This is a genomic window from Streptomyces sp. NPDC005266 (genome assembly GCF_040607655.1).
In the GTDB taxonomy this organism is placed as follows: domain Bacteria; phylum Actinomycetota; class Actinomycetes; order Streptomycetales; family Streptomycetaceae; genus Streptomyces.
This window is the reverse complement of sequence record NZ_JBEXHC010000002.1, coordinates 545433-568143: the sequence shown is the minus strand read 5'-3', so window position 1 is coordinate 568143 and position 22711 is coordinate 545433. Positions and strand designations below refer to the sequence as shown.

The window sequence follows — 22711 nt, the reverse complement described above, 5'->3', positions numbered from 1 at the left end:
ACGGACGATCAAGACCGCAGACTGCCGCCCGCGGCCAGCGTGAGCACCCTGGTCGAGCGCCACGTCAGCCCCTCCGACCAGCACGTTCGAAGATGGCGAACCTTCCCTGTTGACGAAGAACCCACCAGGACCACGATCCGGCTGCGGCCAGCCACCACATCCCTGACCGCTTCGTCCAGCACGCGGTCATGGTCACGCCGCACGTACCCAGGCAGCGGCCGGGTACCGGGCACATCGGAGCCGTCAACTGCCTTGCTGTGCCCGGCCGGGTGGATCTCCAGATCGTGCGGTTCCCACTCCGTGATCAACCTTCCAGGCCCCGGCCGGTCATTGACCCCGCTCCGGGCCGCCTCCCGCTGCAGCACCAGCAAATCCTCGCTGGGCAGCTTCAAGGCTTGGGCCAGCGCGGCCACGGTCTTTGCCGAGGGGACCGGCCCATCGGTCTGGAATGCCTGCGACACGGTCGTGCGTCCCAGCCCCGCCCGTCCAGCCAGAGCCGTCTTGTCCAACCGCATGCGGGCCAGACCGCTGCTCAGCATCCTGCGCAGTTCGGCGAGTGCCGGATTGTTTCCGTTCTGCTCGTCGCGCACGTGCTTGTCCCCGGGCCGTTATGTGTTCGCCGGTGTTCATCTTCGTCCCGGCGAACCCCGGCGAACACCACTTCCGCGACCTTCGTCCACGTCAACGCCCCTTCGTGTACTGGGAGTCTGCCGTGACCGTCGCCGTCGTCCTCCTCGCCACCGCTCTCGTGATCGTCGTCGCGCTGCTGGCCGCCGCCGGCGCGGGCAAACTCGCCCGCATGGACGGCGCGACCTACCCCACCGCACTCCCCCGCGCCACCGTCGCCTTCGCTGCGGTCATTACCCTCGCCGCCACCGCGGCCAGCGTCTTCGTCACCCTCCTGACCTGACCACCATGGATCTGGGGCAGGCTCGCGTGGTGGACATCCTGCCTGCGGTCTATGCGACTGTCCCGCCAACCATCGAGCGGATCTACATCACTGCCGGAGATCCGTGGCACCGCGGCGCGCAGTCATGAGTTTCTGCGGGACGCGGTCGCCGCGCGGCTCAACGCCCCACTGCCCGAGGACTGGCAGGTGGAGTCCCGCGCAACGAGGACCGGCCGACCGGACACCTGGTCCCCCTCCCCCGCAACTCGGTGGCAGCGCGGCAGCCCGCCTGTGGAAGGCGCTGCACGAGCACTGGTCTCCGCGATACGGCGCCCGCCAGGTCATGGCGGTGTGCCGGGTCTCGGCTCGGGTGATTGGGGCGCGGTGGCAGCGGTGGCGGCCGCGGGGGGCTCGGAAGTGGCGGGGACCGCGGACGGAATCCGGGCGAGGTCGTGCAGGAGAAGAGTGCGGTCCGGTACCGGGAGCTCCTTGGCGGCCTGCAGGACCCTGGCGGCCACTGCCGCTGGCCTGGCTAAATCCGCTGGCCTGCGCGCCTTCGCCCTGCTCGGCGTCGTTCAACTGGGCCTGGCCGTCATTCCCGCTGTGGCCCGCTACGCCGAGACACGGCGGCACCTCGTCTTCCGCAGGGAGCTTGCGTGGTGAGCCAGTCACCGGGATGCGCTTGCTGGGCTGGGATGGCGTCCTGCCACTCTAGGTGGTCACAACGGTCGTGACGGCACCCGCCGCCGCAGACGTCGAACGCCTGCTGACTTGCGCCGTTGTGACGCGCGTGTGAGGAGTTGCGGTCAGGAAGCAGCGCTGATTGATCATGGTCGGGAGCTGCGTGGAGTATCCGACAGCCGATGGCATGATCCGACTCCTTCCGGGCAGGTGACGGCAGTGCAGTCCACTCATTCCCAGCTCGTTGGACGGGTTCGCCATGCCCTGAAGCTGGCGGGCTTCCATGTCGTCGATGAGGCGGATGACACCACGGCGGGGCTGAGGGTGAGCGAGGCGGCGGCGGGCGTGCTGGTGAGCTGGACGGCGTCGCACGGGTTCACCGCGTTGGCGGCGGATCAGCGTGGGGCGTCCAGCGAAGGGATGCGGGTGGTGGTGCAGGCGGCGATGGCGGGCCTGCTGGTTCAGTGCGGGCACACGGTGGTGGAGGCTCCGGACGGGAACGGCATCGTGGTGCTGGCGGAGGGGTCGGCGGGCGGTGCGTGACCGCCTGCCCCAGTCCCACCCGGTCACAGCTGGCGGCCGGCAGCGTCCCCGCCGGGGTCGTCGGCCAGCACGATCATGGTGGTGATCCGCTTGCCCACCGGTTCGCGGTGGATGGCGAAGCTCTGGCCGACGGCCATGACGATCTCCAGCCCATGCCGGCCGATGCGGGTCGGGTCGGGCGCGAGGATCGCGGGCGGGGTGGGATTGCTGTCCCAGACGGTCACTTCGATGGCGCCGCCGTCGATCTCCAGGGTGAGCAGGCAGGGACCGGGCGCGTACTTGCGGGCGTTGGTGACCAGCTCGCTGACCACGAGCTGCACCATGTCCATCGCGCGTGCGGACACCGGCAGCCCGTGCACGGCCTGCACGTCAGTGAGGAAGGTGCGGGCCAGGTCGCGGGCGACGGCGATGTCCTCGCTGCCCTCGAATGCGCCGGACGCCGCTATGACGTCCCCCAGTAGCGACTGCTCGTCCTCGCCGCCTGCTGTCTGTTCCATACCGGTCCGCCTCGCCCCCGTACCCAAACGTTTACCCCGTACCTTCACATCAGGCGTGGGCGGCTCGGGCAGGGGGGTGGTGTCGGAGCCGTCTGCGCGGGTCTCGGTGTCGGGTCTGGGTGTCGTCGCCCTCGCTCGGGCCGAGCCGCCCGCCGAAGGGGCCGTCCTGGCCGGGCAGGGCCTCGAGAGCTGGGCGCCCTCACGCTGGACATACGCAGTCGCCGATCAGCCTGTCGTCCGTGCCTGTGCCCCATACCCGTGATCTCAGCCTGCCTGAGCTCTGGCAGGCAAAAAGAGGCTGGCGACGTTGACACACAACCTTCACAAGACCGTCTGAACAGCACTGCACGGCGCTGTCCGAACTCCACCGGGCAGACTGTCTTGGAACCAGCGCTGTATCGCGGACCGATGGCCGGTGTTCATGGCACGGCGCATCTGGTCACTCGGGCCGTTCAGGGTGAGCTTGGAGTTGCAGCCAGCAGTGCCGGACATGTTCTTCGGCGTCCTTCACGGCTGCCCTTGCGGACTCGTCCGACGCGGGAGGCGGGATCATATCCGGTGCGTGTGCGGTGCGGCGCCACGGGGGGCGGGCGGAGCCGGCGCCATGGCTCTTTCGTGACGGGTGGGTGGCGGCCCGCCGGGTGGCCAGGATGAGGCCGAGGGCGGCTACGGCGGTCAGGGCGGACATCGCGTGGGATGCGGACACGGCGGTGGAACCATTTCCTGCGGGGGAAGACCTGGACGGGGGTGCCGGTATCCACGTCACACCGGCACCCCCGGTCGGTCACCTGCGTCAGCCGGGCCAGGTGCCGGTCAGACGGCGTGTGGTGGCGGCGCCGGCTCGGTCGACGGCGGCCTTGACCCCAGCGAAGATCGCGCCCTGCAGTGTGGCGGCGATCAGCACCTCTGTCCAGGTGCGGTCCTCGTCGGTGGCGTCGGGGGCGTCCTCGTCGTGGCCGAGCATCTTCCACGCCCGCTTGAACACCGCGCCGGCGAGCATGCCGCTGACGGCTCCCAGAGCGAGACCGACCGGCTTGTAGGCGATCTTCGAGGCTTTCATCCGCTCACCCCTTCCGGCGACGGCACGCCAGCCACACCAGGACGGCCACACCGGCTGCCGTCAGCAGCAGGGTGCGGTTGTCCCGCGCCGCCTGTGCCCCCAGGGCCGCCTTCTGCCGCACCGGTTCGGGTGCCTTCTCCTGCAGCAGACTGGTGGCCTGGGCGGCCTTGGCCCGGGCCTGCCCGGCAGCGGATGCGGCCTTGTCCTTCACCGGGTCGGGGATCTTCTCCCGCACCTGGGCTGCCGTATGGGCGACCTTGGCCTGCAGCTCCCCGGCCTTGGCGGCTGCCTGCTGCTTGACCTCGGCTGCCTTCTCCTGGGCGCGGGCCTTGACGTCCGCCTTGGCGGCCAGCGCCTCGACCGTCTGTCCGAGCTCCTCCCGGGTGTGGTCGACCTGCTCGCGCAGCTCCTCAGGGCTGGAAGCGGTTGTCTGCTCGTGGGGCGGCTGGGTCATCGCTGTGCACTTCCCTTGATCTCGGCTACATCGGCCTTCACGCTCTCCACCGTTCGTTCGGGCGTCGGCGGCGCGCCTTCCTTGATCTGCTTCTTGCCGCTCAGGGCCATCACAGCGGTGATCACACCCAGCAGCGCCGTGACGATCAGCGCCGCCGCCCATACCGGCAGCGGCACCGCGAGGACGGCGATCGCGGTAGCCACCAGGGCCTGCAGCATCAGGAAGCCGACCACCCCGGCGCCGCCGAACAGGCCACCGCCTTTGCCGTAGCGTTTGCCTTTCTCCTTCATCTCCGCCTGCGCCAGCCTCATCTCGCCGCGCACCAGCTCCGTCAGCTGCTGCGACGCGCGCTGCACCAGCTCGCTCACCGGCTCGTCGGTGCTCTGCGTACTACTGCCCCCGCCAGGGGGTGGCTGGATCGTCGACACGACGATCACCTCCCGTCTTCTGTGCTCTGAGCAACGACGGGCCGTGCAGGGCCCGTCGCGTGTGTACGCGAGTACCCCGAACTGACCAGATCAGGGCACCGCGTCGGCGCGGTACGCGAGCGAAGGGATGGAGCCGCGTGCGTGTGGGTTACCCGCACGCACGCGGTCCTGGTGCGTGCGGCGGCCGCCGGGGTGGCTTGTCCGCGTATGCCTGGCAGTTGGGGCTGCCGGACACACGAGCCGGCTCGCTCATGCACGTCCCGAGCGGGCCGGCGCAGGCAGCAGACTCCAGCCGGGTGCTGACGTCAGGCATGACTGGTGATTCGGCCATAGGCCGCTCATCACCGTGAGGCCGCAGGGTCACGGGCAACGGCCGCTAGAGCCAAGAGCACGAGACCAGGCGCAGGGCGCGGTGGGTGAGCCAGGCGCTGGCTAGGCCGATGGCGGCGCCGGCGGCGACGTCGCTGGGGTAGTGGGCGCCGCTTTGCACGCGTTCGACGGCCACCATGGCGGCCGGTACCGTGCACAGGACGCAGGCCAGCGGCCACGTGGGGGCGACGCCGGAGGTGAAGGCGACCGCGGCGGCGGTATGCCCTGAGGGGAAGGACGAGGAGTCGGGACGGTCCTCGACCTCGTCGTGCGGGAACCACTCCTTCGGCGGCCGTGGACGCTCGGCCAACTGCTTGCACACCGCGTTGGACACCAGTTGCGCCACGGCCACAGCAGCCAGGCCCGCGGCGGCGGCCCTGCGACCGCGCCAGCCGCCCCTCCAGGCCATCACCGCGGCCGCGCCGCACCACAGCTTGGTTCCCTCCGCCGCCTCCTCCACCGCCGACAGCGTCCGGTGAAGCCCGGGTGAGGCACTGGCAGCGAGTCGCTTGGTCAGTCTCCGGTCTGTCTCACGAAAGCGTGCCATCACATCCATGGCCTGCGAGTATCCCGTAGATCACCAGTCATGCCACGCCAGAGACCACGTACGGTGCCGCGGCACGGTCAGGTTGGCTGTGGCCGGGGAGAAGGGGAGTCGTTTGTCTGCGGCTTCGGGAGTCAGCGTGCTGTGCGGGAGCCCCTGCTACCAGGAGGCGGCCACCGCGAGGGCAGTCGAAGCAGAGGAGGGCTCGGGGACTTCGCGTTCCCAGGGCCCGTCCCTGGCCACCGACCCAGCAGGCGCGCAAGGCGGCCACCGCTGGAAGCAGCGCGTGACTGGCGAAGTCACGTGCATCAGCCCATCGCGTGCGCCTGCGACTGGCCATCTCGTGTCGACATGACGCCACTCCTCGCGTGCATGGCCACTCACGTCTCCTCCAGGCGGCGCACGTCCTCCTCATCCCACGTGCGGGTGTCGCGGGGCTGGGTGTAAGGCTCGGCCTCGGGCGGATGGCCGCCGGCGATGGCCCGCTGCCGTACCGTCTCCGCGTCGAACTCCAGACCCAGCAGGATCACCAGATTGGAGATCCACAACCAGACGAGGAAGACGATGACACCGGCCATCGTGCCGTAGGTCTTGTTGTACGAGGCGAAGTTGGCGACGTAGAATGCGAAGCCGGCGGAGGCGATCATCCAGATCACCAGGGCCAGGAAACTGCCCGGGGTGACCCACCTGAACCCCCTCACCTTCGCGTTGGGGCTCGCCCAGTAAAGGATCGCGATCATCACGGTGACCAGGACGACGAGGACCGGCCACTTGGCGATCGACCACACCGTCAGCGCCGTGTCCCCGACCCCCAGCGCCTGCCCGGCCCGGCGGGCCACAGAGCCGGTGAAAACCACGATCAGCGCGCTGATCACGGCCAGCACCATCAGCACGACCGTGACCCCGACCCGCACCGGCAGTACCTTCCACACCGGGCGGCCCTCGGGTATGTCGTAGACGGCGTTGGAAGTGCGGATGAACGCCGCCACGTAGCCGGACGCCGACCAGATCGCCAGTGCCAGACCGGCGAGGGCCATGACCGACCCGATACCGGCGTTGCCCTGCAACTGCTCCACGGCCCCGGTGATGATGGTGCGGGCGGAGCCGGGGGCGAACTGTTTGAGGTTGTTCAGCACCGTGTCAGTGGCCGACTTCCCGGCGATGCCGAGCAGGGAGACCAGCGCCAGCAGCGCCGGGAACAGCGACAGCACCCCGTAGTACGTCAAGGCCGCGGCGCGGTCGGCCAGTTCATCGTCCTTGAACTCCTTCAGCGTGCCCTTGAGGACTTTGCCCCACGACCGCTTGGGCAACTCGGTCGGGGCATCCGGTGCCCGCTGTTCGACCTCCGGCCCCGGACCGGCGCTCTCCGGTGCAGGCACCTCGTCATCGCGGTCGGCGTCTTTTCCTGGATGCAGTTTCGCCATACCCACTGAGTAACCCCAACGCCGGGCCCCTAACGCCCGTTCGGCAGCCTCGGCCATCCCCGATCAGGCCGACGCGAAGGTCCCCACGGATCAAGCCGAGGCTGCCGAAGGCGTGGAGGAACGAGCGCCTGGAGGCCACGCTGGAGGCGTCGGCCAGGCCGTCAGCTCGCCACTACGCCGCGGCTGCCCTGGTGGGCGCGGCAGCGCGCTGGGTGACCTGATGCTGGGATGCGGGCCCGCAGTCAGCCAAGGGCCCGCCACGCGGTCAGTGTCGCGTCTCCCACCACAGGATCAGCAGCGTTAAGGCGCCGCTGCCCAGCTTGCACGCCACGCCCTGAAGGAAGTGATGTGGACACTGTGTTCACCGCTTCCGGCCCATTTCCGCAGGTGAAAGCGGATGGACGGGCGGCGCGGGCCACGGCGGCGGGTCCCCGATCCGCTCGCGGCCCGCCTGGCGGGGGTTTTGAGGTGGTAAGAAGCCGCAGCAGCCGTGTGCCGGAGCCTCATTACGGGGTCCTGGCCCCGTCGGCCGTGGTGTGCGCTGGGCTGGAGGCGCGGGGGCTGTTGCGCCCGGCACGGCTCAGTCGTCGCAGTGCTGTCTCTTGCCTTCCCCTGTCCGTGCTTGTCCCGGCTTTCGTGGTCCTGGTCGTCATCGCGTTCCCGTGCGGGCGGCACGGTGACGGTCGAAGTGGCAGAGGATGCGGCCGGGGACGGGGGCCGGGTTGCGGGTACGGAGGCGGCCGTAACCGGGCTGGCCGTCGCCGGGGCGGGCGAGGATGGCGACGAGGGGGCGCCGTCGCCGGATCACATCGACGTTCCCCGTGCTGCTGCGGCAGCGAAGAGCGCCAGGCCGATGCCGCAGAACGTGGCGTGGGTGGCCAGTCTGCGGCGGCCGCGCGGGCGGGAGTGCGTCGCGCCCCGGGATCGACGGGACCGCGGGCCGGGAGCCATGGGCGGCGCGGGCATGGTCGCGGTGCTGCCCGGTGCGGGCGGGGTCGGCGTCCGGTGAGAGCCGGCGAGCCAGTAGGCCGCCTGCTCGGCGGTGGGCCGGTGCGCCGGGTCCTTGGCGAGCAGGAGCAGCAGCACGTAGTCGAAAGAGTGAGGCCAAGAACGCCGATGCGGCCCGCTCCGGGTCGGCCGGGCCGGCGCCGAGGAGATCGGTGGCCGCTTGGGCATGAGCGGCGACGGAGGTGCGGGTGGCTGCGGTGACCCACACCAGCAGATCCACTTCGTCCCTGTCCCATGTCGCGCGGGCGCGGTTGGCCGCCAGTTGTGTCGTGCCGACCCCGCCCATGCCGGCCAGTACCTGGCCCAGCACGACCGTGCCGCCCTCGGTCACGGCCTGCTCTGGCTGCGCGGCGACGGCACGGTCCTGGAAGCAGTCACCTGTCGAGGCAGCACTCCCCCTTGGTGTCGGCCGCTCACCACCGACCGCGGCGCGGCATACTACGCGCTCTGCCCACCAGCGGCTGCCCAACAGCCGGGCGGCGTACCGTGGTTGTCAGTGGTCAGCTGAACGTGTTGCAGCCGGCGACGCGGCCGGTGCGGTAGCCGGTGGAGAACCATTGCCGGCGCTGGCTCGCGGAGCCGTGGGTCCAGGTGTCGGGTGTGACCTTGCCCTGGTAGCGCTGCTGGATACGGTCGTCTCCGACGGCGGCGGCCGCGTCCAGCCCGCGGTTGATGTCGTCCTTCGTCACGTCGGTGATCAGTGGCTTACCGCTCTTGGGGCCGGGGGTGGTGGTGGCGTGGTGGGCCCACACTCCGGCGTAGCAGTCCGCCTGCAACTCGAGTTTCACCGAGCCGCTGTTCTGGCCCTTTCCGCTGCCGCGGGAGATCGTTCCGCTGAGGTCCTGGAAGTGGTGGCCGTATTCGTGCGCGATGACGTAGGCCTCGGCGAACGGGCCGCCCTTGGCGCCGAACTTGCTGCTCAGGTCGTTGAAGAAGCCGAGGTCGAGATAGACCTTGTCATCGGCTGAGCAGCAGAAGGGGCCGACGTCGGAAGTCGCGTCCCCGCAACCGGTGTTCACACTGCCGGTGAACAGGAACGTCGGGGCCTGCTGGTAGGGCTTGCCGGCAGCTGTCTGCGTCTGCTTCCAGAACGCCTGCACGCTGTCGACCACGGCGACGATCCGGCACGCCTCCTTGCGGTTGGCGTCGGCACCGGTCCGGCAGTCCGCCGCGAGGTCCGCGGCTGACGTGCCGGACGAGGACGTGTCGCTGCTGCCCGAGCCGAACATGCCGGGGTCGACACCCAAGAGCACGGACGCGACCAGCACCACGAGCCCGACCAGTCCCCCGCCGATGGTCTTCCCGCCGCCCGGGATCCCGCTCAGCGCACCTCCCCGACCGTCCTCGACCTCGGACGTGTCCAGAGCAGCATCGTCGTCGAATTGCATACACCCTCCCTCAAGCAGCACGCCGGACCGCCCCGCGTCGTCCCGCTCGCCTACCCCGTACGAGGACATCCCCATCCCGTCCTCTTCCTGCTCCGCCTCATGGAGGAGCAGGCCCGGCGACGCCGCGACGCCGCACTATGGGTGAACGGCGTTCCTCTCCGTTGTTCAGCTACGCGCTGGAGGTGGAGCCGATCACAGCTTGAAAACCACTCCACGCCAGATCCATCCCGCGCCGAGGACCGTGTTGCGCAAAGGGTTCTTCATCTCCCGCGAGTCGAAGCCGAACGTCTGAACCCTTTGCCGGCGGCCGTCGGGCCCCTGTTCGTTGGTCCACCGCTTGGAGACCGTGGTCGTCGGCCCGCGGTTGTACTTGCCCGAAGTGGCGACTTTGGGCGTGGTCCCGACCCATGTCACCTCCCACTGCTCGTCGAGGGTGCGTACCTCGTGTTTCTCCGGGACCAGGCGCATGCGGATCCGAACCTGGCGGTCCAACTGGCTCCGGGCGAAGAAGGTTTGCCAGGCGGGTTCCTGGATTCGCCACTCGGCCACCAGGTCGGCCTTCTCCTCCGGGCGGGCGTCGCGTACGACGAACGGCACGTCCGGGCCGTTGAGCGCGAGCAGCGCGGCCCGCAGATGCGTGGCAGGCAGCGCCGCGACCCCGCTATCGGGGTATTGAGTGCCGGTGTACTTGTCCCAGAAGCGGCCCATCGCTATGCCTCCGCCCCGGTATCGGGGCGAACCGTGCGCAGGAACTTTTGGAAGTCACCCACAACGCTGTCCTCCTGCTCTGCGGTGGAGGTCAGGATCAGTCGGACCACCGCGCGCTTGTGCGGACTGTCCGTGTCCAGCATGGCCAGGTAGACCTGGGACTGCACGAGCTCGCGGCGTGCACCGTCGGTGACGGCCGACAGGGTCAGCCTCTGCGCCAGGCCGGGCGCGGCTTCAGAGCCGAGCTCGCGGCGGCTGGTCACCACCACCGACTCGGCGACCTCATGCAGGCGCTCCACCGCCTCGTCGGCCATGTCGGCCAGCGTCGCCTCATCCGGCCGGAAGTCACCGTCGATGGTGATGTTGGCCGTGAACCCGGAATCTGGCTGCCGATGCAGCGCGGTGAAGGCCACACCCGGAGGGCCGACCTCGTCCGGAGAGGCAGGTTGCCAGCCCTCCGGCAGGCTGAACTCGATCGGCACCGGCGGTGTTGCAGGCATCTCACGCCCTCCTTCCACGGGCAAGTACATCAGTCGAACAATCCCACGACGCCGTCCTTGAAAGTGCCGGCCGCGTCACCCACGGAGTCCGCGGTGTCACCCACGAAGTCGGCCGCGTCACTCGCGGCGTCGGAAACCTTGCCCGGGTCTATTGTGATTATCGGACGAGCAGTGGACCCTGATCGAGCCGGTGATCACCGCATGGGAGGACCGGCACCGCTCGGTCAGCGGCCATCAGGGCGCCTATGACATGCGGGACATCGTGAACGCGATCCTCTACCAGGGGCGAACCGGATGCCAGTGGGCCTATCTCCCGCACGACCTGCCGCAGAAGAGCGCGACGTACTACTACTTCGCCGCCTGGCGCGACGACGGAACCGATCAGGCCATCCACGAGCTCCTGCGCTGCCAGGTCCATGAACGCGCCCGGCGATTAGAGGACCCGACTCTGGTGGTGCTGGACACGCAGAGGTCCACGCAGCCGCCGGGGTCCCCGCCGCCACGACCGGCCACGATCCGGCCAAGCGGGTGCCGGGCCGCAAGCGTGGCCTGGCCGTGGACGTCCTCGGTCTGGTCATCGCAGTCGCCGTCCTCGCCGCGAACGTCCACGACAACACCGCGGGCATCGCCCTGCTAAGCGAGGTTGCCGTGAACGCCGGCGGCACCGTCCGCAAGGCTCTGGTCGACCAGGGCTTCAAGACCCAGGTCGTCACACACGGAGCCGGCCTCGGTATCGACGTGGAGATCGTCCAACGCGACCCGCAGCACAAGGGGTTCGTCCCGCAGCCGAAGCGGTGGAGGGTCGAGCAGACCTACGGGATCCTGATACTGCACCGGCGCCTGGTCCGCGACTACGAATACCGCACTTCCTCCTCATCCTCCCGTGTCTACTGGGCGATGACCCATGTGGGTCCGACGCCCGTCCTCTCAGAGCAAGCCAGGGCCGTCAAGGACATGCGGACAGCCCTGGCAAGCCGGTGCCAGGGCCTGGCTTTTGTGGTTCCGGCAACTGCCGACACAGGACCTGGCTCACGGTTCTCGGGCTGCCCCGTAACAAGCGCAAAGCACTTCCCGGCTGCTCTGTCTTGGGCAGGGAGGTGTGATGACAGACATCGCGGATGACCCCGAACTCGGTCGCACAACGCTCCGTAAGGCACTCTCGGCAGTGCCCACCCCGGTCACCGTGGTAAGCGCTTCGGACAGTGAGGGGCCATACGGCCTGGCCGCCGGGTTCGGCGGCGGGATCGGTTGGCGCGGGGGCGGGAACGGTCGGCGCGGCTGCGGCGGCCGCCCGCGCGGCGGGCGCGCGTTGGGCAAGGGCCGCCCGCGCGGCGGGAGTTCGGCCCGCGGCGGGAGTTCGGGCAGTCGGCGGCCTTGGCTAATCTGCACGGGTGACCACTGACCTGACCCTGCTGCCGCGTGTCGCCTATCGCGGACAGGAGGTCACCGCGCCCCGGCTCCGCGGCCTCCTCGCGCTGCTCGCGGGCGACTTGCGCACGGGCTGCGGCACCGAACGGCTAGTAGCAGGGCTGTGGCCGGACGAGTTGCCGGAGCGGCCGGGAAAGGCGGTGCAGGTCCTCGTGTCCAGGACGCGGGCGCAGCTCGGCGCCGGCGTCATCGCGAGCACGCCGACCGGATACCGGCTCACACTCGCCGAGGATCAGGTCGACAGCTCCGCCCTGCTGCTGCACGCCGCCGCGAGCGCGGACCGGGCCAGGGCCGGGGACCACGCGGGATCGCTGGCTGCGGCCGAGGCCGGGCTCGCGCTGTGGGAGGGCACCCCTGACGGGGCCGGCGGCACCGACGACCCCGTAGCCGCGTTGCGCACCGAGCGCGCCCCCGTCCGCGGCACGCTCGTACGCGCGCAGGCGCTCGCGCTCGCCCGGCTGGGGCGGCACGCGGAGGCGGCCGGGCCACTGGCCGTGGCCGCCACGGAACATCCGCGCGACGAGGAGGTGCTCGCCGAGCTGCTGCGCGGCGAGGCAGCGACGGCGGGCCCGTCCGCCGCGCTGACGCGGTACGAGGCGTACCGCCGTGAGCTGCGCGACGAGCTGGGCACGGATCCGGGCGCCGGGCTCAAGGCCGTACAGCAGGAGCTGCTGCGCGGCGAGGCTCCTGTGGTCAGGCACGGCGTGCCGCACGAGCCGAACCAGTTGCTGGGACGGGACGAGGACATCGCGGCGGTGGAGCGGCTGCTGCGCGCCTCCCGCGCCGTCGCCGTCGTCGGCCCCGGCGGCCTCGGCAAGACCCGGCTCGCGCACGCCGTCAGCCGCCGGGCCGAGCAGCGCGTGGTGCGTTTCGTGCCGCTCGCCGGCGTCACCGCGGACGAGGACGTGGCCGCGGAGGTGGCCTCCGCACTCGGCGCGGGCGAGGGGCGGCACGGCGCCATGAGCGGCCACGCCTCGGCCGACCCGGTGTCCGGCATCCTCGGCGTACTCGGCTCCGGGCCCGCTCTGCTGGTGCTGGACAACTGCGAGCAGGTCGTCCGGGGCACCGCCGATCTCGTACAGGCCCTGGTCTCGTCCTCGAAGGACCTGCGCGTGCTCGCCACCAGCCGGGCCCCCCTTGGCCTGACATCGGAGGCGGTGTACGCACTGCCGGAGCTCGGTCTCGACACCTCCATCGAGCTGTTCACACAGCGGGCCCGGGCCGCCCGGCCCGGCGTGCAGCTGCCGCCGGAAGTGGTGGCCGAGCTGTGCCGCCACCTCGACGGGCTGCCGCTGGCCGTGGAGCTGGCCGCGGCGCGGGTGCGGGTGCTTTCGGTGCCGGAGATCGCCCGCCGCCTCGGCGACCGGTTCGCGCTGCTGCGGGGTGGGGCGAGGGACGCGCCGGAGCGCCACCGCACGCTGCACGCGGTCGTGGAGTGGAGCTGGAACCTGCTCGCGGACGACGCCCGGGCGGCGCTGCGCACGCTGTCCGTCTTCCCCGGCGGCTTCTTGGGCGAAGCGGCGGAGCAGGTGCTGGGCGCGGACGCGCTGTTCCTGCTGGAGCAGTTGGTGGACCAGTCGCTGCTGACCGTCGCCGACACCCCGGCCGGCGTGCGGTTCCGGATGCTGGAGACCGTTCGGGAGTTCAGTGCGGCCCGGCGTTCGGAGACGGGCGAGGACGAGGAGGCCGTCGGCCGGTTCCTCGCCTGGGCGCGGGACTTCGGGGTCACGTACCACGACTGGTTCTTCGGCTCGGAACCGCGGGCCGCGGGCGAGCGGATCAGGGCCGAGCAGGACAACCTCGTGCTGGCCCTGCGGCACGCCCTGGCCCGTACGGACGGACCCACCACCGCCGCCCTCACCGCCGTCCTCACCGCCCTGTGGTCCACCGGCTCCAACTACCGCCGTCTCACCGCCCTCGCCGCGGACACCGGCCCGCCGCTGTCGCACTACTACCCCGAGCCCGAATACGTCGAAGTCGCCCGCGCCGCCGCGGTGTTGTGCACGGTGAGCCTGTTCATGGGCTACGGCCCGCACGTCGTACGCCAGCTCGTCACCCTCCGGCGGCTGCCCCCGGCCCCGCCGGACACGCTGCTGCGCGCCACCGCGGCAGTGCTGAGCGCGGTTCCCGAGATGCTGCCTCCCGACTACGGCGTGCTGCAGAAACTCTGCGACAGCGAGCAGCCGCTGCTCGCCGGCATCGCCGAGTGCGTCGCCACCTACGTCTGGGAGTACGAGCACGACATCGACCGCGCGCTCGCCTCCGCTCGCCGGACCATCGCCGCACTGGCCCCGGTCGACAACCCGTTCCTGCAGGTCATGAGCCACACCCGGCTGAGCCAGCTGTGCTTGCAGACGGAGCAGGGCGAGGCCGCGTACGGGCACCTGAAGGCGGCGCTCGAGGCGCTGCCGCGGCTCGGCGACGAGCACGACTCCATCGGCGTCCGCGGGGGCCTCGTCCTCGCCTGCCTGCAGCGCGGCGACCCCGACGAGGCCGAGTACTGGCTGCGGCAGGCGGAGGACGTCACCACCCTGCAGAAGGACGACTCCGACAGCACCGACCTCGGCGGCCGCGCCGAGATCGCGCTCGCCCGCGGACTGACGGAGGTCGGGCTCGGCTTGTGGCGCAGCGCCGTGGAGGGGGTGGCCGAGGCCGGCTCGATGTACAGCGGCGATCCCTTCCTCGACCGGTGGGTGCTGAAGATCCAGTCGGCGGCGGTGACGGCACACGCGTATGCCGGCCGTCTCGAGCTGGTCGCGGAGCCGGTCGACCGGCTGCGGCAGGGGCTGCGGACCCTGCTCTCCGGTCCGTCCGGCTCACCCATGGAGCGCCCTGTGTTCGGGACGGTGCTGCACGCCCTTGGCATGGCGGGGCTCGCCTCCGGCGACGCCGGTGCCGTACGGATGATCGCGCTGGCCGAACGGCTGCGGGCGCTCCGCGACTACCAGCCGACGATGTCGGCGGACCGCGCCCGGAAGGCGGTCAGGGCCGCCGGGAACGCTGCCGGGGCGACGTACGCCGACGCGGTGTCGGAGTACGCCGCCCTGGGGCGGGACGAGTTGCGGGAGGCAGCCCGCGCCGTCATGGCTATTACTTCGGGTCGCGGTTGAACAACGCCGTCGACCAGCGGTAGCCGAGCGCGGTCAGGCCGACGCACCAGACGATCGCGAGCCACCCGTTGTCGCCGATCTCGGTGCCGAGCAGCAGGCCGCGCAGGGTCTCGATGGCCGGCGTGAACGGCTGGTATTTGGCGATCGGCTGGAACCAGCCCGGCATCGTGTCGGCCGGGATGAAGGCACTCGAGATGAGCGGGAGGAGGATCAGCGGCATTGCCATGTTGCTGGCCGCCTCGGGGTTCGGGCTGGCCATCCCCATCCCGACCGCGATCCAGGTGAGCGCCAGGGCGAACAGCGCGAGCAGCCCGAACGCCGCCAGCCACTCCAGGGCCGTGGCGTCCGTGGACCGAAAGCCGATGGCCACGCCGACGGCGCCGAGGAGGACCACGCTGGCGATGCACTGCAGCACGCTGCCGACGACGTGCCCGATGATCACAGAGCCGCGGTAGACCGCCATCGTACGGAAGCGGGCGATGAGGCCCTCGGTCATGTCCATGGAGATGTATACCGCGGCCCCGATCACGGTGCTGCCGATGGTCATCATCAGGATGCCCGGGACGATATAGGCGATGTATTCGGAGCGGTCGGCGCCGCCGCCACCGATGCCCGCGCTCATCACGTCGCCGAAGATGTAGACGAAGAGCAGCAGCATCATGATCGGCGTGAGCAGCAGGTTCAGGGTTGCGGACGGGTAGCGCCGCGCGTGCAGCAGATTGCGGCGCAGCATCGTGTTCGAGTCGCGGACGGCGAGGGAGAGGACACTCATCGGACGTTCTCCTTGGGCTGGTTGGGGACGTTGATGCCGCCGGTCAGGGCGAAGAACACGTCGTCGAGGTCGGGGGTGTGCACGGTCAGCTCGTCCGCCTCGATGCCGGCCGAGTCCAGCCAGTCGAGGATGGCGCGCAGCTCGCGCTGGCTGCCGTCGCTGCGGATCTGCAGCGCCAGCGCCTCGTCGTCCCGGGTGACATCGCGCAGGGCGACGGCGGCGGACTGATAGGCGGACGGGTCGGCGAACCGCAGCCGCACGTGCCCGCCCGGGATGAGCCGCTTCAGCTCCTCCGGGCTGCCCTCGGCGGCGATCTTGCCGTCGTTCAGCACCGCGATGCGGTCGGCGAGCTCGTCGGCCTCCTCCAGCATCTGGGTGGTGAGGAAGACGGTGACGCCGCCGGAGACCAGCTCGCGGATGATCCCCCACATGTTGTGGCGGCTGCGCGGGTCGAGGCCGGTCGTCGGCTCGTCGAGGAAGATGATCCGCGGGTTGCCGATCAGCGTCATGGCGAGGTCGAGGCGGCGCTTCATGCCGCCGGAGTAGGTGGAGGCGGGCTTCTTCGCGGCCTCCACCAAGTCGAAGCGCTCGAGGAGTTCGACGGCGACGTGGCGGCCCTCGCTGCGGGTGAGGTGGTGCAGGTCCGCCATGAGGAGCATGTTCTCCTCGCCGGTGATCAGGCCGTCGACGGCGGAGAACTGCCCGGTGACGCCGATCGCGGCCCGCACGGCCTGCGCGTCGGCGGCCAGGTCGTGGCCGCCCACATGCAGGTCGTCGGCGTCGGCGGTGATGAGGGTGGACAGAATCTTGACGGCGGTGGTCTTGCCGGCGCCGTTCGGGCCGAGCAGGGAGAAGACGGTGCCGGCCGGCACCGCCAGGTCGATGCCGTCGAGGACCGTCTTGTCCCCGTATGCCTTGCGCAGCCCCTTGGCCGCGATGGCGAGTGAGGGCGATGTCGTTGTCGTCATGCCGCAGAGCTTGCGGCAGGGCGCATTCAGCGCGGTTTCACGATGGTTTCAGCGCCCTGGAACCGGGGTTGCCTCGGCTAAGCGGATGCGGTGAAGTTCGCCGCTGATCCCTCGCCGTTCGGCCTGGCCGAGGGCTTGGACGCCGAGAAGGATCAGCACGTGACTTCGCCGTAACCGCTTAGTACTGCAACCGGCTGTGCGTCAAGCTCAGCGGGGACGGCCTGGCTTCCGTCACCGCCGACCGCGCCCTGACCGCTGCCCTCGGGCGCGGCGCGCTGACCATCGCCGAGGCGCACCGCAGGGTCTCCAGAACCTGGCGCCGCCAAGGCCACCTGTCCCGTGCCACCGACATCGCCGTGCGCGCCGGACGCCGCGCGGCTCTCTGTCCAGGGCAACCTCTACGCCACCGCCGCGTACACCGCCGCCCAGCAGGGCGACCGCCACACCACTCACGCCCTGCCGTGGGAGTGATCGACACGGTGCAGGGGGGCAGCCGGAAGCCTACGTCTCATCCAGTCGCCTTGGCCTCGGTGGCGCAGGTGGGATGGCCCCAGCCGTCGGCGTTCTTCGTGATGACTTCGCCCTTCGCGTACGGCTGGCCACAGCGACACCGACCAGGGAACTTCGCCTTGACGGATCCCCTTGAGCGGCCGCTCCCCCGCTGTGCCGCCCCGGTGCGCCGGTGTGGTGTGCCGCTGCGGCCTGCTGAGCGTGTGGTTGTCTGGGCTTCGGGTGGGGGCAGCGCGGATCCGAGCGAGGTACCTGCGGGCTGCTGCGTGCGGGCCGTGTGGCTGGCTGCCCGGTCCGCGGCCGCGTTGAACGGGTCGCCGTCGATCTGGTGCGCGGGAACGTAGACGAACTCCACCGTTCGTCCGTCCAGGAGCTCGTCGATACGTATCACCAGGTCGCGGTTAGCCACTGGTGTCCCCGAAGCGGTCCGCCATCCCTTCTTTCGCCATCCTGGCAGCCACGTGGTGACCGCTTTAATCGCGTACTGGGAGTCCATCCGCACCTGCAGGGGCACAGCCCGGTCGACGGCCTCCAATAGTCTTCGCAACGCCGTCAGCTCGGCCACATTGTTGGTCGCGGAGCCAAGTGGCCCCGCTTCCCAGCGTTCCACCGCACCGTCGGTACCCGCGATGACCCACGCCCAGGCCGCGGGCCCGGGATTTCCCTTCGACGCCCCGTCACACGCGGCAATGATCTGTTCAGCCATCCCCCGATACTGCCAGTTCGCTTTCTGTGCTCGAGGACACACCAGGCCGCACCGTCCCAGGCGGACCGCTGAGCATTCACATCAGGCACCAGAAGCGGATCGGTCCTGCAAAGGAGCTCGCCGACGGCCAAACGTCGACCGCCCGGGTGTATGACGACCTGTCCGGCTCATCTACCGCCGCGCATGCGGTGCAGCTGCGGCCACAGGTCTTCCGTCGCGGCGTCCAGGTGCCCACTGACCACGTGCCCTCGGCCAGTCTCGCCCTCAAGCCCCAGTACGACGGCCGGACAAATGCTCCGTCGTCAACCTCTCTTCAGGTGTCGCGGGATCCGTGCTCGGCTCGGGGTTGGTCCCGTCGGGGCTTGCCGACCGCCCCCGGGCATGGACGCGGACTCGGTACCACCCGGGTCCCCGGGAGTTGACTGTTGTTCCGCTACGGAGGTGGTGCCTCTTTGGCTTACTTGGATACGACCCGTCCGAGCGGGTTGGGGGTGACGTTCACCAGCGCGGATCAAGCGCGTGGGAACCGCACTCCGGCGCGGGGCATTCGCCCGCGTTACATTCTGGTCAAAAGCGTCATGCGGTTGGGGCCTGGAAGTAGTGACCCTTGTCGAGGTCATCGAGGAGCCCACGGTGGGTCGGCTGCCACCCGAGCAATTCGCGAGTCAGCTTGCTCGAGGCCGGGCTGTCGGCTGCCAGGAAACCGCCCAGCCAGCCGAAGTGCTCGCCTGCGTCCTCGGGAGAGACGGCGAGCACGGGGAGGTCGAGATGGCGTCCGATCACTTCGGCGATGGCGCGGATCGGCACGCCCTCGTCGGCGACCGCATGCAGCGTCGATCCCGCCGGGGTCTTTTCCAATGCCAGGCAGATGAGGTTCGCGGCATCCAGCCGGTGCACGGCGGGCCAGCGGTTGGACCCGTCGCCGATGTAGCCAGAGACGCCCTTGTTACGGGCGATACCGACCAGGGCCGCCATGAACCCGTGATCTCCTTCGCCGTGCACCGTCGGGGGGAATCGCACAACGGACGAGCGGACGCCGCGGGAGGCGAGGGAGAGCGTCATCTGCGCATTGGCCAACCGAGTCTGCGCACCGCCGATCAGCGGCGCCACCGAGTCGGAACCTTGCCCGTCCCGTTCGGTCCCGACGCGCCCCGGTGCGAGCCCGAGCGTCCCAGAGGCGATGACGAACGGCCGATCAGAACCCGCAAGCACCTCGCCGAATGTCTCGATGGCGCGGCGATCCGCATCGGCGGCACCCTGGAAGTCCCCCGAGAAAGCAAGGTCGTGCTTGAACGCGAGGTGGATCACGCCATCCGAAGCGGCAGCTGCTCTCCGCAGGTTGTCGAGATCATCCAGAGCGCCGCACAGCACCTCGGCCCCGGCCGCGACAAGCGCAGCGGCCGAGGCGTCCGAGCGAGCGAGTCCGACGACCTGATGGCCCGCGCCGACGAGCTCGGGCACGACGGCGGAACCGATCCAGCCGGACGCACCGGTCATGAACACGCGCATGGGAAACCTCCCGGGTAAGTCGACCGTCCGCCTCACGGCAAGCGTGGGCAGGGCAGTCGATGTCAGCGACTGTCGTCAATCTACACGTGATGTCAGTAGCTGTCATCACATAGGATCGGAGGCATGAGTCGATGGGAGCCGAACGCGCGCGGCCGGCTGGAGCAGGCCGCACTGGAGCTCTACAGCGAGCGCGGGTTCGAACAGACAACCGTGAGCCAGATCGCCAGGCGGGCGGGACTCACGGAGCGAACGTTCTTCAGGCACTTCGCCGACAAGCGCGAGGTCCTGTTCGCGGGCGCGGCCTCCTTGCAGGAACTCCTCGTGAGCACCCTCGCCGGCGCGCCTGAGTCCGCGGCGCCGATCGACGCGGTAGCCGCGGCTCTCGACGCCGCCGCGGCCGTCTTCCAGGATCGCCACGAACACTCCCGACAGCGCCAGAGGGTCATCGCCGCGAACGCAGAGCTGCAAGAACGCGAGCTGATCAAGCTCGCATCCCTGTCCGCGGCACTCGCCGACACGTTGCGTCGGCGCGGCGTCGCAGATCCAGCCGCGAGTCTGGCTGCCGAGGCAGGGATCGCTGTCTTCAAGATCGCGTTCGAACGCTGGATCAGCGGAACCAAGCAGCGAGACATGTCACAACTCATCAAAGAGTCACTCGACGAGCTGAAAGCCGTGACCGCGGGCAATTAATCACCAGCTCAGGCCCCGGCACCGCCCTCTTCCGTGGGCGGCACCGGGGCAGATCGCGCGGCTGCAGCACCACCCGCATCGTCCAAGCCGTCCCCGCCCTTCACCTCGCCACGTCGGCCTGCCGTTGTGCTGAGGTGTGCGTGTTGGGCGAGATCGGCCACCGCGAGGTCGTCGGCAAGATGTTCCTCAGCCCACCCAAGAGTCTCCTGCAACGCACTCGTGGGCGGTCGGCACCTGGGTGGCCTCGCATATGCAGGTAGGCGGCCGTGATGCCGTTCCCGAACCCGATGGTGGCGGCGGCGAGTTGATATAGGTGTCACCGCCTCGCAGGCGGGCCGGGCGAGCAGAGCCTGAGCGGTCCGGTCCTGACTCGGGAGGAGTCTTCTCCGTAGGTGCGGTCCCCGATCGGCAGCCCGCCGTCGGGAAACGCGGCGAGGGCCGTGGCCGACGGCCTGGTCCGGAACGGCGGGCAACCCCTTGGAGGCATCGACATCGGGTCAACCCCTGCGACCGCACCACGCAGCAGCGGCTCGCGAGGACCAGCCTGCCGTCAACATGCGGATCCCTACCGGGAGATGAGCAACAGAGTCCCCCCCTGCTATGGTGCGCCGATGTCATCGATCAAGCAGTTCCAAGTCACCTTTGACTGCGCAGAACCTGAGCGCGTTGCTCGCTTTTGGTGCGAGGTGTTGGGGTACGTCGTACCGCCGCCACCGGAGGGGTTTGCTACGTGGGACGAATTCGATCGCTCGCTGCCGCCTGAGCGGCAGGGTTCAGCGTTCGCCTGCAGTGATCCCTCAGGCGTCGGCCCGCGCCTGTACTTCCAGCGCGTCCCCGAAGGCAAGGTCGTCAAGAATCGGCTGCATCTTGACGTGCGGGTCGGCACCGGGCTCGTGGGTGAAGAGCGCCTGGCCACGCTCGAAGCCGAGTGCGCACGACTGGTCGCGCTCGGCGCGATACGCGTGCGACTTCTGGTTGCCGATGACCACAATGAGTCGTGCATCGTGATGCAGGACATCGAGGGCAACGAGTTCTGTCTCGACTGAGCATCCTCCGAGAGGGCGGGGTGGGAAGCCGTGTCCCTTGGGCCTCTCTTAAAGGTGGTCCCGTATGGGGCGGGAGCTATCCCGTGAGAGCGAGGTTGTGAAGTCGGGCGATGCCGAGCATCGCGGTGTGAATTCGGGCGACGCCGAGCATCGCGGTGTGAATGCCGTCGCCCTTCAGACGGCAGTCGCGAAGGACCTTCCAGGTCTTCATCCGCGCGCCGACGTGCTCGAGGCGGGCCCGGACCTTGCGGTGGGAGGTGTTGTGCTCCTCCTTCCAAGCAGGCAGTGCGGTCTGGCGCGTTCGCGGCGGTGCGGGATGACCGGGCCGGTGCCCCGACAGCCGCCGTCCGCGATAGCCGCCGTCCGCGATGACCGTGGTCCGGCCGACGGCGGCCTTGGCACCGGACAGTTCCCACACCTTGCAGTCGTTGCGGTTGCCGGCGACCGGCCGACCGACGGCGGCGACGAGTCGGGTGTCGGCGTCGATGACGACCTGGTGGTTGGTCGAGTACCGGTAGTCTCGAGGGTCCCCTGACGGGACGTTCCTCCTCCGGAACCTGCTCGTAGGGATGCGGCATCAGCTCGGGACCCCACGGGTCCGGAGCGTCGCGGGAGCCCCGGGCCATGGGGGTTCCTCAGATCCTGCTGCCCGAGGCGGTGTCGGACGACAGCCGCTGGGCGAGGTAGATCGGTATGACCGACAGCAGGACGAGGACCGCGGCGACAACGTTGACCACGGGTGCCTGCCGGGGCCGGGCCATGTTGGAGAAGATCCAGATGGGGAGGGTCTGGACGCCGGGCCCGGCCGTGAAGGTCGTCACCACGATCTCGTCGAAGGACAGGGCGAAGGCGAGCAGCCCGCCTGCCACGAGCGCGGAGCGCACCAGGGGGAAGGTGATGTCGACGAAGACGCGGAAGGTGTGTGCGCCCAGGTCCATGGCGGCTTCCTCGTACGAGCCGGCCATTCGGCGCAGCCGGGCGACCACATTGTTGAAGACGACCACGACGCAGAAGGTGGCGTGACCGACGACGACCGTGAACATGCCGAGGCCGACGCCGAGCGGTTCGAGGACCGTACGGAAGGCGGTGTTGAGCGCGACGCCGGTGACGATGCCGGGCAGCGCGATCGGCAGGACGATCACGAAGGAGATGGTCTCCCGGCCGAAGAACCTGAAGCGCTGGACGGCGAAGGCGATGAGCGTGCCGAGGACCAAGGCGATCGCGGTAGCGCCGAGCCCGGCCTTGACCGAGGTCCACAGTGCGGCGCGGGCACCGGTGCTTCGCCATGCGTCGCCCCACCAGTGAAAGGTGAGTCCGGGCGGCGGCCAGCCCGAGCTGCGGTCCGGGTTCAGGGAGTTGACCAGGACCAGCAGCAGCGGGAGGTAGATGACCGCGAAGCCGAGCACGGCGGCGATGCGCACGGTGATACGCGCGGGGCGGGAGAGATTCATCGAGGGGCCTTCGGTTTGCGTACCGTCA

Annotated in this window: 23 protein-coding genes and 1 pseudogene; 7 read left to right on the top strand and 17 right to left on the bottom strand. The window is 69.9% G+C overall.

The window, feature by feature from the left end; all coding sequences use genetic code 11:
• Positions 1-8: 8 nt before the first annotated feature.
• Positions 9-590, bottom strand: a complete 582-nt coding sequence (locus ABZU99_RS06245; protein ID WP_356049981.1) for a helix-turn-helix transcriptional regulator — start codon at positions 588-590, stop codon at positions 9-11.
• Between the two features lie 122 nt (positions 591-712).
• On the opposite strand from ABZU99_RS06245, the gene ABZU99_RS06240 reads away from it, so the two are divergent.
• Positions 713-910 carry a hypothetical protein gene (locus ABZU99_RS06240; RefSeq protein WP_356049983.1) on the top strand — a complete coding sequence of 66 codons (198 nt, stop codon included), beginning with the start codon at positions 713-715 and terminating at the stop codon, positions 908-910.
• An 879-nt stretch (positions 911-1789) separates the two neighbouring features.
• Positions 1790-2113 (top strand): hypothetical protein, encoded by a 324-nt coding sequence (locus ABZU99_RS06235; RefSeq protein ID WP_355954851.1) that lies wholly within the window; start codon positions 1790-1792, stop codon positions 2111-2113.
• Positions 2114-2136: 23 nt separating this feature from the next.
• Here the strand turns inward: ABZU99_RS06235 and ABZU99_RS06230 are convergent, their stop codons facing one another.
• The 10 genes from ABZU99_RS06230 to ABZU99_RS06185 form a co-directional block, all read right to left on the bottom strand.
• Entirely contained in the window at positions 2137-2610 is a 474-nt protein-coding gene (locus ABZU99_RS06230; protein WP_356049985.1) for an ATP-binding protein, read from the bottom strand.
• A 793-nt stretch (positions 2611-3403) separates the two neighbouring features.
• Positions 3404-3670, bottom strand: coding sequence for a DUF4235 domain-containing protein (locus tag ABZU99_RS06225; RefSeq protein ID WP_355954857.1), 267 nt, complete (start codon positions 3668-3670; stop codon positions 3404-3406).
• Between the two features lie 4 nt (positions 3671-3674).
• Positions 3675-4124 (bottom strand): DUF3618 domain-containing protein, encoded by a 450-nt coding sequence (locus ABZU99_RS06220; protein WP_356049987.1) that lies wholly within the window; start codon positions 4122-4124, stop codon positions 3675-3677.
• Positions 4121-4492 carry a phage holin family protein gene (locus tag ABZU99_RS06215; RefSeq protein WP_355954863.1) on the bottom strand — a complete coding sequence of 124 codons (372 nt, stop codon included), beginning with the start codon at positions 4490-4492 and terminating at the stop codon, positions 4121-4123. The genes ABZU99_RS06220 and ABZU99_RS06215 overlap by 4 nt, the downstream gene beginning before the upstream one ends.
• A gap of 436 nt (positions 4493-4928) precedes the next feature.
• Positions 4929-5381, bottom strand: coding sequence for a phosphatase PAP2 family protein (locus tag ABZU99_RS06210; protein WP_356049989.1), 453 nt, complete (start codon positions 5379-5381; stop codon positions 4929-4931).
• A gap of 464 nt (positions 5382-5845) precedes the next feature.
• Positions 5846-6889, bottom strand: coding sequence for a YihY/virulence factor BrkB family protein (locus tag ABZU99_RS06205; RefSeq protein ID WP_356049991.1), 1044 nt, complete (start codon positions 6887-6889; stop codon positions 5846-5848).
• 804 nt (positions 6890-7693) lie between these two features.
• On the bottom strand, positions 7694-7975 hold the full coding sequence (locus ABZU99_RS06200; RefSeq protein ID WP_356049993.1) for a hypothetical protein: 282 nt from the start codon (positions 7973-7975) through the stop codon (positions 7694-7696).
• A 422-nt stretch (positions 7976-8397) separates the two neighbouring features.
• Positions 8398-9285: a neutral zinc metallopeptidase gene (locus tag ABZU99_RS06195; RefSeq protein WP_356049995.1), complete on the bottom strand. Its 888-nt coding sequence runs from the start codon at positions 9283-9285 to the stop codon at positions 8398-8400.
• 192 nt (positions 9286-9477) lie between these two features.
• Complete coding sequence (locus tag ABZU99_RS06190) at positions 9478-9993, bottom strand: hypothetical protein (protein WP_356049997.1); 516 nt, start codon at positions 9991-9993, stop codon at positions 9478-9480.
• 2 nt (positions 9994-9995) lie between these two features.
• The gene (locus tag ABZU99_RS06185; protein WP_356049999.1) at positions 9996-10493 is read right to left on the bottom strand and encodes a hypothetical protein; all 498 of its coding nucleotides are present in this window, start codon (positions 10491-10493) and stop codon (positions 9996-9998) included.
• Positions 10494-10671: 178 nt separating this feature from the next.
• Here ABZU99_RS06185 and ABZU99_RS06180 point away from each other — a divergent pair.
• Both ABZU99_RS06180 and ABZU99_RS06175 read left to right on the top strand, forming a co-directional pair.
• Positions 10672-11402, top strand: a pseudogene (locus tag ABZU99_RS06180) (IS5 family transposase); the annotation flags it as partial.
• A 482-nt stretch (positions 11403-11884) separates the two neighbouring features.
• The gene (locus ABZU99_RS06175; protein WP_356050001.1) at positions 11885-15031 is read left to right on the top strand and encodes a BTAD domain-containing putative transcriptional regulator; all 3147 of its coding nucleotides are present in this window, start codon (positions 11885-11887) and stop codon (positions 15029-15031) included.
• Here the strand turns inward: ABZU99_RS06175 and ABZU99_RS06170 are convergent.
• Together ABZU99_RS06170 and ABZU99_RS06165 are read right to left on the bottom strand one after the other, a co-directional pair.
• Positions 15012-15803, bottom strand: coding sequence for an ABC transporter permease (locus tag ABZU99_RS06170; RefSeq protein WP_356050003.1), 792 nt, complete (start codon positions 15801-15803; stop codon positions 15012-15014). The two genes, ABZU99_RS06175 and ABZU99_RS06170, sit on opposite strands and share 20 nt — an antisense overlap.
• Positions 15800-16771, bottom strand: coding sequence for an ATP-binding cassette domain-containing protein (locus ABZU99_RS06165; RefSeq protein WP_356050005.1), 972 nt, complete (start codon positions 16769-16771; stop codon positions 15800-15802). The genes ABZU99_RS06170 and ABZU99_RS06165 overlap by 4 nt, the downstream gene beginning before the upstream one ends.
• A 339-nt stretch (positions 16772-17110) precedes the next feature.
• Here ABZU99_RS06165 and ABZU99_RS06160 point away from each other — a divergent pair, with 339 nt between their 5' ends.
• Entirely contained in the window at positions 17111-17242 is a 132-nt protein-coding gene (locus ABZU99_RS06160; protein WP_356050007.1) for a hypothetical protein, read from the top strand.
• Between the two features lie 37 nt (positions 17243-17279).
• On the opposite strand, the gene ABZU99_RS06155 is transcribed toward ABZU99_RS06160, so the two are convergent.
• Positions 17280-17987 (bottom strand): ribonuclease H, encoded by a 708-nt coding sequence (locus ABZU99_RS06155; RefSeq protein WP_356050009.1) that lies wholly within the window; start codon positions 17985-17987, stop codon positions 17280-17282.
• 576 nt (positions 17988-18563) lie between these two features.
• Entirely contained in the window at positions 18564-19496 is a 933-nt protein-coding gene (locus tag ABZU99_RS06150; RefSeq protein ID WP_356050011.1) for an SDR family oxidoreductase, read from the bottom strand.
• Positions 19497-19619: 123 nt separating this feature from the next.
• Between ABZU99_RS06150 and ABZU99_RS06145 the strand changes: the two genes are divergently transcribed.
• Both ABZU99_RS06145 and ABZU99_RS06140 read left to right on the top strand, forming a co-directional pair.
• The gene (locus ABZU99_RS06145) at positions 19620-20186 is read left to right on the top strand and encodes a TetR family transcriptional regulator (RefSeq protein WP_356050013.1); all 567 of its coding nucleotides are present in this window, start codon (positions 19620-19622) and stop codon (positions 20184-20186) included.
• Between the two features lie 611 nt (positions 20187-20797).
• Positions 20798-21232 carry a VOC family protein gene (locus ABZU99_RS06140; protein WP_356050015.1) on the top strand — a complete coding sequence of 145 codons (435 nt, stop codon included), beginning with the start codon at positions 20798-20800 and terminating at the stop codon, positions 21230-21232.
• A 76-nt stretch (positions 21233-21308) separates the two neighbouring features.
• On the opposite strand, the gene ABZU99_RS06135 is transcribed toward ABZU99_RS06140, so the two are convergent.
• Both ABZU99_RS06135 and ABZU99_RS06130 read right to left on the bottom strand, forming a co-directional pair.
• Entirely contained in the window at positions 21309-21719 is a 411-nt protein-coding gene (locus ABZU99_RS06135) for a transposase family protein (protein WP_356227733.1), read from the bottom strand.
• Positions 21720-21867: 148 nt separating this feature from the next.
• Complete coding sequence (locus ABZU99_RS06130; protein ID WP_356050017.1) at positions 21868-22683, bottom strand: ABC transporter permease; 816 nt, start codon at positions 22681-22683, stop codon at positions 21868-21870.
• Positions 22684-22711: the final 28 nt, after the last annotated feature.